General features: G+C 73.0%; 3 protein-coding genes (1 of these 3 cut by a window edge). 1 reads left to right on the top strand and 2 read right to left on the bottom strand.

All coding sequences use genetic code 11. The annotated features are described in order from the left end of the window. Together ACZ499_RS25750 and ACZ499_RS25745 are read right to left on the bottom strand one after the other, a co-directional pair. Positions 1–501: amidase family protein (locus ACZ499_RS25750; protein WP_468678292.1), on the bottom strand; the 501-nt coding region annotated here is incomplete at its 3' end. Positions 502–597: 96 nt separating this feature from the next. Further along, positions 598–1,341, bottom strand: a complete 744-nt coding sequence (locus ACZ499_RS25745; protein WP_468678290.1) for a thioesterase II family protein — start codon at positions 1,339–1,341, stop codon at positions 598–600. Between the two features lie 317 nt (positions 1,342–1,658). Here ACZ499_RS25745 and ACZ499_RS25740 point away from each other — a divergent pair, with 317 nt between their 5' ends. After that, positions 1,659–11,645: the 5' portion of an SDR family NAD(P)-dependent oxidoreductase gene (locus ACZ499_RS25740; RefSeq protein WP_468678288.1), read on the top strand. The gene runs 4,026 nt beyond the window's last position; only the first 9,987 of its 14,013 coding nucleotides appear in the window; it begins with the start codon at positions 1,659–1,661; the stop codon falls past the right edge of the window.

The following is an 11,645-nucleotide window of genomic DNA, read 5'->3' as shown; positions in this document are numbered from 1 at the left end:
TCCCTCGCCCCCTCCCCCCCCCCCCCCCCCCCCCCCCCCCCCCCCCCCCCCCCCCCCCCCCCCCCCCCCCACGCCCCGCTCCAGGTCCCACGGGTTGCGGGTGACGCCGTAGCGCACCGACTCGGTGGCGAAGTTGAGGCCGAACTCGGGGGTGGTGCTCTGGCCGAGGGCGACCAGTCCGGCGGTGCGGAAGCGGGCCATCAGATCGTGGTCGACCAGGGCGTAGGCGCCCCGGATACTGCGGCTGCCCAGGGTGAACGGCACGCCCTGGGTGAAGGGGCCGCTGTCCTTGATGACGAACGGCACCCCGGCCAGCGGCCCGTCCGGCTCATGCGCCGGGGCCGGGTCGAACAACGGCCCGGTCAGGGCGTTGAGATCGGCGTTCACGCGCTCGACCGCACGCCGGGCGGCGTCCTCCACCTCGGCGGCGCTCACTTCGCGCGTACGGATCAGCTCGCGCAGACCGACCGCGTCGAAGGCTGCGTATGCGTGCGGCTCCATGCGGTCGTCCACTCCTCGGTTGCGTGCCCGGGTCAGCGTGACATACGTGTACGAGCCGGTCGGCGCCGGGGTTCGACGGCCCCGCACCGAAGCGGGTCAGCGGGCGTTCGCGGTCGCGATGTGCTCGCGGATCTCGCGGGTGATGGCCGGGAGGTGGTCGTCGACGAAGAAGTGGCCGCCCGCGAACACCCGCATCCGGAAGGACGCCGAGGTGTGCCGCTCCCACAGGGCGACTTCGTCGAGTTCGGCCACCGGGTCGTCGTCGCCGGACAGGGCGACGACCGGGCAGCTCAGCGGCGGGGCCGGGGTGGCGCGGTAGGTCTCGATGGCGTGGTAGTCGCTGCGCATCGTCGGCAGGACCATCCGCAGCAGCGCCTCGTCGGCGAGCACCTGCGCGTCGGTGCCGCTGAGCCGCTTCAGCTCGGCGAGCAGGTCCTCGTCGCTGCCGAGGTGGACATATCCGTCACGTACGACAGAAGGAGCGCGGCGCCCCGAGGCGAACAGGCCCAACGGAACGGTGCCGCGCCGCTCCAGGCGCAGCGCGACCTCGTACGCGACCGCGGAGCCCATGCTGTGGCCGAAGAGGGTGAGCGGCCGGTCCGTCCAGGGGGCCAGCTCCTCGGCGATGCGGTCGGCAAGCGCGGAGATGTCCTTGACGCACGGTTCGGCCAGCCGGTCCTGGCGGCCGGGGTACTGGATCGCGAGCACATCGACCTCGGGCGAGAGTGCCTGGGAGGCCCGGAAGTAGTACGTGGCCGAGCCGCCCGCATGCGGGAGGCAGACGAGCCGGGTGGCGGCCTGCGGAGCGGGGTGGAACCGCCGGATCCAGGGGCTGCTCATGGACGATCCTGCCACGGTCGATCCTTCTCCTCGTGCGCGCTTCGGGTGAAGTCCAGCATTCAAGTTCTTGGTGGGGCCATCCTTCAGCCTAGGGCCCGCGGTTGGCGCCCCGGGCATCCGCCCGGGCGGCCTCGACGTGCGGCGCTTGACGTTGTCCGGGGGCGTCATGTGAGATACGGAACCGGGTGGTCAACCTGTTCTGGTCAACCGCCCGATCGAGTGTATATTTTGCGGCTGCCGCACTTGCCGCAAGCAGAAATTACGGTCGTTCGGCCACTGTGAAGTGCCCGGCACTCGGGGGACGGGTCACCACAGCTATGCTTCGCGAGCACAAGGGAACCATTCGTCGTGCCCGGCTGTCCGATCTCACCCGGCTCATGGAGCTGGAAGAGATGTGCTGGGCCGAGGAATTGAGGGTCTCCGCACGGGTGATCCGGCGGCGTCTGACGGTCAACCCGCAGAGCCAATTCGTCATCGAGGACGAGGGCACGGTCTGGGGCGTCATCTATTCCCAGCGCATCGCCGACCCCAACGCCCTGCGCTCCGTACGGTTCGACACGGCCGACCGGCTGCACCGGGCCGACGGGGCCGTCGCCCACGTGCTGTCCCTCAACATCGATCCGCGGAAGCAGAGCTTCGGGTATGGTGATGCCCTGCTCGAACACCTGCTGGAGTGGAGCGGCGAGGTCGCAGGCGTGGCCACGGCCGTCGGCGTCACCCGTTGCAAGGACTTCAAGCGGCACCCCGGGATCGAGCTCGCGGACTACATCCAGGCAAAGAATTCGCAAGATCGTTGCCTGGATACCGTTTTGCGCATGCATCAGCTGCACGGTGCTGAGATACGTTCCCTCGTGCCCGGCTATCGGCCGGGCGATCTGGTCAACGGTGGAAACGGTGTTCTGGTCGAATACGATCTGGCCACCCGGCTCGATCGTGCGAAGCTGCTGGAACGAGATGCGATCGTTGTATCGCAGACGAACTCCCCGACCACGGTGCCCGCGACAGCTGAATTGACCGCAGAAATCCTGGCGTTCCTCGAAGGGCTTCTCAGCGGTACCTCCGACGCCGAAGACGCGCAACTGTCCCTGGACAGCCCGCTGTTCGAGCTCGGCCTCGACTCGGCCAGCCTCCTGGACCTCCAGGACAAAATCGAGGGCCGCTACGGCATCTCGCTCGAACCCCTCTTCTTCTTCGAGTACAACACCGGCGCCAAAATCATTTCCTTCCTCGACGGCGTGCGCGGCGACGAGCCGGAGCCGGTGGAATCCGCCGACGTCCAGGAGCCGGTGCCGACGGTCCGCGAGGCCGCTGAGGGTGACGTCGCGATCATCGGCATGGCCTGCCGGCTGCCCGGCGCCGTCGACGACTACAACGCACTGTGGGAGCTCCTCGCGGACGGGCGCTCGGCGGTCGGCTCCCTCCCGGACGGCCGCTGGCAGTGGCCCGACGGCATCGGCCCCGACACCCACCCCGGCATCGACCGCGGCGGCTTCGTCCAGGACGCGGAGTGCTTCGAGCCCGGGCTCTTCCGCATCTCACCCAACGAAGCCCGGCGCATGGACCCCCAGCAGCGCTGGATGCTGGAGCTCGGCTGGGCCTGTCTGGAGGACGCCGGATACGCGGCGAGCGCCGTCTCCGGCACCCCGATGGGCGTGTTCATCGGCGCCAGCGGCTCCGACTACCAGCGCGTCATGGACACCCGCCGGCTGCCGGTGCGCGCCCACAGCGGCCTGACCACGTCCATGGCCATCATCGCCAACCGCGTGTCGTACTTCTTCGACCTGCGCGGCCCCAGCGTCCAGGTGGACACCGCCTGTTCCAGTTCGCTGGTCGCCGTGCACTCGGCGGTACGGGCGCTGCGCGCGGGCGACTGCGAGACCGCGCTGGCCGGCGGCGTCAACGTGCTGTGCCACCCGGCCAACAGCGTCGCCTACCACCAGGCGGGCATGCTGTCGCCCGACGGCCTGTGCAAGACGTTCGACGCGTCCGCGAACGGCTATGTGCGCTCCGAGGGCGGCGCTGTCGTCCTGCTCAAGCCGCTGGCGAAGGCGCTCGCGGACGGCGACCACGTGCACGCCGTCATCAAGGGCACCGCCACCAACCACGGCGGCCAGTCGGGCGGTCTGACCGTGCCCAGCGCCGCGATGCAGGCCGGGCTGATCACCGCCGCGCTGGCCGACGCGGGCGTGGAGCCCTCGGGCGTCAGTTATGTGGAGGTGCACGGCACCGGGACCGCGCTCGGCGACCCCATCGAAGTCCAGGGCCTGACCCGGGCGTTCGCCGGGAGCGCCACCCCGTGCGGCCTCGGCTCGGTGAAGACCAACCTCGGCCACCTCGAAGCGGCCGCGGGCATCACCGGCCTGCTCAAGACCGTCTTGTCGATGCGGCACGGCGCCCTGCCCGCCTCGCTCCACTACACCGAGCTCAACCCGCAGATCAGCCTGGCGGGTTCACCGTTCTCGGTGGTCGACCGGCTCACCGAGTGGGAGCCGCAGGGCGGCCGGGCGCGGCTCGCCGGAGTCAGCAGCTTCGGCTCGGGCGGCAGCAACGCGCATGTGATCGTGGCCGAGTACGTCGAGGACGCCGCCAGAAGGTCCGACCTGCCCGCCGGTCCCTCCCTCGTCGTCCTGTCGGCCGAGAGCGAGCCGCAGCTCGTACGGCAGGCGGAGCTCCTTCTCGACCACGTCCGCCGGGAGCGGCCGGACGCGGCCGGGCTCGCCGATCTGGCGTACACCTCGCAGACCGGCCGTGCTGCCCTGACCGAGCGCCTCGCACTGGTGGCGGCGGACACTGACGCTCTCACGGCTCTGCTGGAACGTTTCCTTGCAGATGGCGGCGGAGTGGACATCCACCGGGGGAGTGCCAGGCGGCGCGCCGGAGCCCCGGCCGAATCCCCCGCGGCCGGGCGCGGGCATGGGCTGCCGGCCGACGCCTGGGTGCGCGGCGCGGACGTCGACTGGGAGCGGCTGTACGAGGACGGGCCGAGGCCCCGGCGCGTACCGCTGCCCACGCACGTCTTCGCCAAGAAGCGGTACTGGCTCGACGACGAGCCGGGGACCGGCACGGCCCCCGCGGCCGAACCGCCGCTGCGGGCCCACCCGTTGCTCGGGGCCCCGGTGTCGGACGACCCCTCCCGATACCGTGCCACCCTCTCCGGCCGGGACTTCTACCTGCGGGATCACCGGGTGCGCGGCGAGAAGGTACTCCCCGCCGTCGCGTACCTGGAGATGGCCCGCGAGGCGCTGGTCCGTGCCACCGCGGCCGACACGGACGCCCCGGTGCGGCTCGCCCATGTGGTGTGGCAGCGGCCGTTCGTCGTCGCCGACGAGCCCCGCACCGCGTACACCGCCCTGACGGACGAAGGCGAGGGCCGCTTCACGTACGAGATCGGCACCGGGGGGCGCGACGGCGTCGTGCACTCGCGCGGCACCGGTTCGCGCGGGGGCGCCCAGGAGCCCGGCGCGCTCGACCTGGCCTCGCTGAAGACCCGGATGGGCACGGCCAAGCTGGGCCGCGAGGAGTGCTACGCCGCCCTGCGCGGCGCCGGGCTCGACTACGGCGACACACACCGCTCCCTGCGCGAAGTCCGCCTGGGCGACGGCGAGATGCTGGCCGCGCTCACCCTGCCGGACGCGCTGGGCGACGACCGGCGCGGCTTCGTGCTCCACCCCGGCATCCTCGACGGCGCCCTCCAGGCCGTCTACGCCCCGCAGATCCACGACGCCCGCACGGGCGCGGCCTGGAGCGCGGCGCTGCCGTTCGCGCTCGACGTGCTGGAGGTGCACGGCCCGACCCCGGTGACCGCGTACGCCTGGATCCGCGCGGCCTCCGCCGGCACCGCCGGGGTGCGGCGGTGGGACCTGGACCTGTGCGACGAGCACGGCAGGATCTTCGCGACCCTGCGCGGCTACTCCACGCGCGAGAGAGCCGTCGGCCAGGCCGAGGCCCCGGTTACCCTGTTCCGGCCCGTCTGGCACGACCGGCCCGCCCCCGCGAGCGTCGAGCCCGCCGCCCTCACCGCCCAGACCGTGCTGGCCTGCGGATTCGGCGAGCGGCTCGCGGAGCTGCGCCGACTGGCACCGCAGATCACGTTCCTGGACCCGCCGGAGACGGCCGAGAGCGATGGCGCCCCGGCGGCCGTCACCGCTCACGCCGTCGAGCTGCTGCACGCCGTCAAGGGCATCCTCCTCGGCAGGCCGACCGCTCCCGTACTGGTGCAGGCGCTGGTGCCCGCCGACGGCGAACCGTACGCGTACGAAGCCCTGTCCGGTCTGCTGAAGAGCGCGCATCTGGAGAACCCGGTGCTCCTCGGGCAGGTCGTCGCCGTTCCCGCCGACGCCCCGGCCGCGGAGCTCGCCGAGGCGCTTGCCGAGGGGGCGCGCGCCCCGCGGGACCAGCAGGTCCGCAGCGAAGGCGGGCGCCGCCAGGTGCTCGGCTGGGAGCCGGTGGGCGAACTCCCGGACGCCGGGCCGCTGGTATGGCGCGAAGGCGGTGTCTACCTCATCACCGGGGGCGCGGGCGGCCTCGGTCTGATCCTCGCCGAGGAGATCGCCCGCCGGGCGAGCGGCGCGGTGCTGTGCCTCACCGGCCGTGCCGAGCCGGACGAGGGGCGGCGGGCCCGGCTCGACGCGCTGCGGCAGACCGGCGCGAGCGTCGAGTACCACGTCCTCGACGCGGCGGACGCGGACGGCACCGCCGCACTCGTCGCCGACCTCGTACGCCGCCACGGGGCCGTGCACGGAGTGGTGCACGGCGCGGGCGTGCTGCACGACAACTTCCTGCTGAAGAAGTCCGCGGCGGAGTTCGCCCGGGTGCTGCGCCCCAAGCTCGCCGGGGCGGTCGCCCTTGACGAGGCGACCAAGGACGAGGACCTCGACTTCTTCGTCCTCTTCTCCTCCATCATGGGCGCAACCGGCAATGTCGGACAGGCCGACTACGCCGTGGCCAACGCCTTCCTCGACCGCTTCGCCCGCCACCGCGACGCCGTGGTGCGCGCGGGCGAGCGCGCCGGTCGGAGCGTCGCCATCGGCTGGCCGCTCTGGGAGAGCGGCGGCATGGGCGTCGACGCGGCCACCCGCGACGCGCTGCGGACGCGCGCCGGGATGGTCCCCATGGCGACGTCGGCGGGCATCGAGGCCTTCCACCGCGCGCTCGCGGCCGGCGAGCCGCAGATCGTGGTGGGCGCGGGCGAACGGGCCCGGCTGCAGGCGTACTTGGAGAAGGGTTCCGCCGCCCAGCAGTCCATGGACGTCGTCGCCGAGGTCACCGTCGCTGAGTCACGCGCCGTCGACGACCGTACGCTCACCGCGCGGACCGTCCGCTTCCTGAAGGAGGCGCTCGGCCGGCTCACCGGGCTGGCCGCGGGGGAGATCGAGGAGGACGAACTCCTCGGCGCGTACGGGATGGACTCCATCCTGGCGACCGAGCTGACGGCGGGGCTTGAGGCCACGTTCGGCCCGCTCTCCAAGACGCTCCTGTTCGAGTACCACACGCTCGCCGAGCTGAGCGGATACTTCGTCGCGCGGCACCGGGCGGTGCTGGAGGCGCTGTTCGCCGAGGCAGCGGAGGCAGTCGGGACCGTCGAGGCGGCCGATGCGGCCGGCGCCGTCGCGCCGACCGGCGCCGTGGCCGCCGACCTGCTGCCCGCGCCCCGCGCGGAGGTGAGCGAGCCCGCCGCGCCCCGCTCCTCCGCGCTCGACATCGCCGTCATCGGCATCTCCGGCCGCTACCCCGAGGCGCGTGACCTCGCCGAGTACTGGGCCAACCTGCGCGACGGGCGCGACTGCGTCGTGGAGGTGCCGCGGGACCGCTGGGACTGGCGCGACCACTACAGCGAGGACCGGACCGCACCCGGCCGCCACTACAGCAAGTGGGGCGGCTTCATCGCCGAGGTCGACCGCTTCGACCCGCTCTTCTTCAACATCTCCCCGCACGAGGCCGACTACCTCGACCCGCAGGAACGGCTGTTCCTGGAGCACGCCTGGACGGCGCTCGAAGACGCCGGCCACACCCGCGAGCAGCTGCGCCGTCTCGGCGGCCGGGTCGGTGTGTACGCGGGCGTGATGTGGGGGCAGTACCAGCTGCTCTTCCCGGGCGGGGGCGCCCCGCGCGGCAACCCCAACGCGCTGGGCAGCAGCTACGCGAGCGTCGCCAACCGCGTCTCGTTCGTGATGAACCTGCACGGCCCGAGCATGACCGTGGACACCATGTGCTCCAGCTCGCTCACCGCGATCGAGCTGGCCTGCCGGGACCTGCGCCAGGGCCGGACCAAGCTGGCGTTCGCGGGCGGCGTCAACGTCACCGTCCACCCCAACAAGTATCTGAGCCTGAGCGCGGGCCAGTTCATCTCCAGCAAGGGCCACTGCGAGAGCTTCGGCATCGGCGGCGACGGCTACATCCCCGGCGAGGGCGTCGGAGTCGTGCTCCTGAAGCCGCTGCGCGACGCCGAGCGCGACGGCGACCACATCTACGGCGTCATCAAGGGCAGCGGCGTCTCGCACGGCGGCCGCACCAACGGCTACACCGTGCCCAACCCCCGGGCGCAGCAAGCCGCGATCAGCGACGCGCTCGACGAGGCCGGGGTCGACCCCCGCGCCATCAGCTACATCGAGGCCCACGGCACCGGCACCAAGCTCGGCGACCCCATCGAGATCACCGGTCTCAGCCAGGCGTTCGGCGCGGCGACCGGGTCCGCCGACACCCAGTACTGCCACCTCGGCTCGGCCAAGTCGAACATCGGCCACTGCGAGAGCGCCGCCGGGATCGCCGGGCTCACCAAGGTGCTGCTGCAGCTGCGGCACGGCCAGATCGCGCCCTCCCTGCACTCGCGCACCCTCAACCCCGACATCGACTTCAGTGGTACGCCGTTCGTCGTCAACCAGGAACTGCGTGCGTGGGAGCGCCCGGTCGTCGACGGCGAGGTCCGTCCCCGGCTCGCCGGGATCTCCTCGTTCGGCGCGGGCGGCTCCAACGCTCATCTGCTGGTGGAGGAGTACGTGGGTAGTGCCGCCAGTGCCGCCCGCCGCCCCGGCAGTGCCGCCTCCGGGCAGCCGCTGCTGTTCCCGCTGTCGGCCAAGGACGAGGAGCGGCTGCGCGCCTACGCGGCCCGGCTGCTGCGCTTCGTACGGGAGTCGGCGGACGGCCCCGACGCGGTGGCGCCCGCTGATCTGGCGTACACGCTGCAGACCGGCCGCGAGGCGATGGACGCCCGGCTCGCCGTCGTCGCCGACTCGTTCGCCTCGCTCGCCGACCGCCTTGAGCGGTACCTGGCGGCCGAGGGCGAGGTCGCGGGCCTGGTCAACGGCAGCGTGAAGGCGGGACGCGAAGCCCTGTCGCTGATCCCGGCCGAGGAGCTCGCGCGGACCACCGACCGGCTCGCCGAGCGCGGAGATCTCCCCCGGCTCGCGGAACTCTGGGTACGGGGCGCTTCGTTGGACTGGCAGAAGCTGCACAGCGGCGCGGACGCGCCGCGCCGGGTGAGCGCGCCGACGTACCCGTTCGCCCGCGACCGCCACTGGGTGCCGGAGTCGGCCGCGAGCACGGCCGACGGTGTCGGCCGGGGCCTGACCGCCACCCCGCGCGCCGACGTGCGCTTCCTCGCCAAGCGGTGGACCCCGGCCCCGCTCGACGGGGCCGCCCCGCGCCGGGTGAGCGCCCTCGTCCTGCACGACGCCGCCACCGCGCCGCTCGCCTCGGCACTGGCCGGGCTGTGCGACGAGGTGACGCTGGTGGAGTCGGGCCCCGGTGCCGAGCAGCGGCTCGCCGGGCGGATCGAGCGCGCCACCGCCTTCGTCGACCTCACCGGCATCACCGAGCGGGAGCCGTCGGGCCAGTCCCTGGCGCTGCTCCAGAGCGTCCTCGCGGCGAAGTCGTCGCGGGATATCGATCTGCTGTACGTGACCCAGGGCCTCGAATCGTTCGGGCGCACCCGGACCCGGCAGGACCTGGCGGGAGCGGCGCGGGTCGGGCTGTACCGGGTGCTCCAGAGCGAGTACGGCGGCCTCACCTCCCGCCACCTCGACCTCGACCCGGCGACCCGGGGGGCCGCCGAGCTCGCCGCCGTCGTCCGGCGCGAACTCGACGGACCCGGCGCCGAGTCGGAGATCTGCCACCGCGACGGTGTCCGGCACGCGCCCGCCCTCGACGACCTCGCCCCGCGCGAGACCACCGGACGGGCGGACCTCGCCGAGGACGAGGTGCTGCTGGTGACCGGCGGCACCCGGGGCCTCGGCCTGCTCTGCGCCCGGCACCTCGTCGAGCGGCGCGGAGTGCGCCGACTGGTGCTGACCGGCAAGGACCCGCTGCCCCCGCGCCATCTGTGGAACGACCCCGAGGCGTGCGCCCCGGCGGTCCGCGCGAAGATCCGTGCCGTGCTCGACCTGGAGGCGCGGGGCGTGCAGGTGCGCGTCCTGGCGCTGCCGCTCGACCGCGCCGACGAGGTCGCGGCCGGCATCGAGGCGATCGAGACGACGATGGGCCGGATCGCCGGTGTCATCCACGCGGCCGGGCTGGTCGACACCGAGAACCCGGCGTTCGTCCGCAAGCCCGTCGAGGGCATCGCACGTGTGGTCTCGCCGAAGATCGAGGGCACCCGCAACCTGCTGGCAGCCCTGGACGCCACGGCGCTCCGGTTCGTGGTGCTCTTCTCCTCGGTCTCCGCCGCCGTCCCCGCGCTCGGCGCGGGCCAGAGCGACTACGCCATGGGCAACGCGTTCCTGGACTACTTCGCCCAGGCGCACGCCCACGCCCTGCCGATCACCAGCGTCCAGTGGCCCAGCTGGCGTGAGACCGGCTTCGGCGAGGTCAAGAACCAGGCGTACACCGACACCGGACTGCTCAGCATCACCGACCATGAGGGGCTCGACCTCCTCGACGAGGTCCTCACCTCGCGCTACGCCCCGGTCGTCATGCCGGTGCACGTCGACCCCGCACGCTTCGACGCGGCGGCGCTGCTGCGGCCGAAGCGGCGCACGGCGGCGGAGACGGCTCCGGCGGCCGACGCCATGGCGCCCGCCTCCGTGCCCCCCGCCGCGCCCGCGTCCGGCCTCGGTGCCGACGCCATGGCGCCCGCCTCCGTGCCCCCCGCCGCGCCCGTGTCTGGCCTCGGTGCCGACGCCGGTCCGCGTCTGATGGCGTTCCTGAGCGAGACCTTCGAGGCCGAACTCAAGCTGAAGCCCAGTGTGCTGGACGAGCGCACCTCGTACGCGGACTACGGCGCCGACTCCATCCTGCTCGCCCAGATCCTCCAGCGGATCAAGCAGCGCCTCGGCGTGCCGCTCGAACCCTCCACGCTCCTGGAGCACCCCACCCTGCACGAGCTGACGGCATGGCTGCTCAGCGCGCACGGGGCCGAGGTCGCGGCCGAGTTCGCCCCCGCGCGGCCCGCGCCGCTCCCGCAGGAGGCGCCCGCGTCGGTCCCGGCCGTAGCCGCACCCGCCCCGGCCGTCGCCGTGGTGGCCGAGGCCGTGACGGCACCGGCCGCGCCCGCCACTCCCACCGCCGGCCCCGTCGCGGTCATCGGCATGGCCTGCCGACTGCCCGGCGCGCCCGACCTCGACGCGTACTGGGACCTGCTCTCGCAGGGCCGCTCCGCCATCCGTACGGTCCCCGAGGACCGCTGGGGGCGGGCGACCGACTTCACCGCCGGACTCGTCGACGACGTCCACGGGTTCGACGCCGGGTACTTCATGCTCCACGCCGAGGACGTCCGGGCGATGGACCCGCAGGCGCTGGTGCTCCTTGAGGAGAGCCTCAAGGCGGTCCACCACGCGGGCTACCGCTTCGGCGAGCTCGACGGCAGCAACACCGGCGTGTACGTCGGCGCACGCGGCCGGGGCCGGGCCGACAACGACCTGGTGGCCGGGGCGCGTAACCCGATCATGACGGTCGGGCAGAACTACCTGGCCGCGAACATCTCCCAGTTCTTCAACTGGCGCGGCCCGGCCATGGTCCTGGACACGGCCTGCTCCTCCTCGCTGGTGGCGATGAAGCTCGCCACCGACGCGCTGGCGGCCGGGTCGGTGGACCTCGCGGTGGTGGCGGGCGTCAGCCTGCTCACGGACTCCGAGGACCACGAACTCTTCCGCCGCCGGGGCCTGTTGCAGGAACGGGGCGATTTCCACGTCTTCGACCGCCGCGCCGCCGGAGTGGTCCTCGGCGAGGGCTGCGGTGTCGTGGTACTGAAGCCGCTGGAGCAGGCGGAGCGGGACGGCGACACGGTGTACGCCGTGGTCGACGGCATCGCCATCAACAACGACGGCCGTACGGCCGGGCCCGCCACCCCCAACCTCCAGGCCCAGAAGCAG

Source organism: Streptomyces sp. NPDC031265, assembly GCF_055570295.1.
This window is presented reverse-complemented; position numbering and strand designations above follow the sequence as displayed.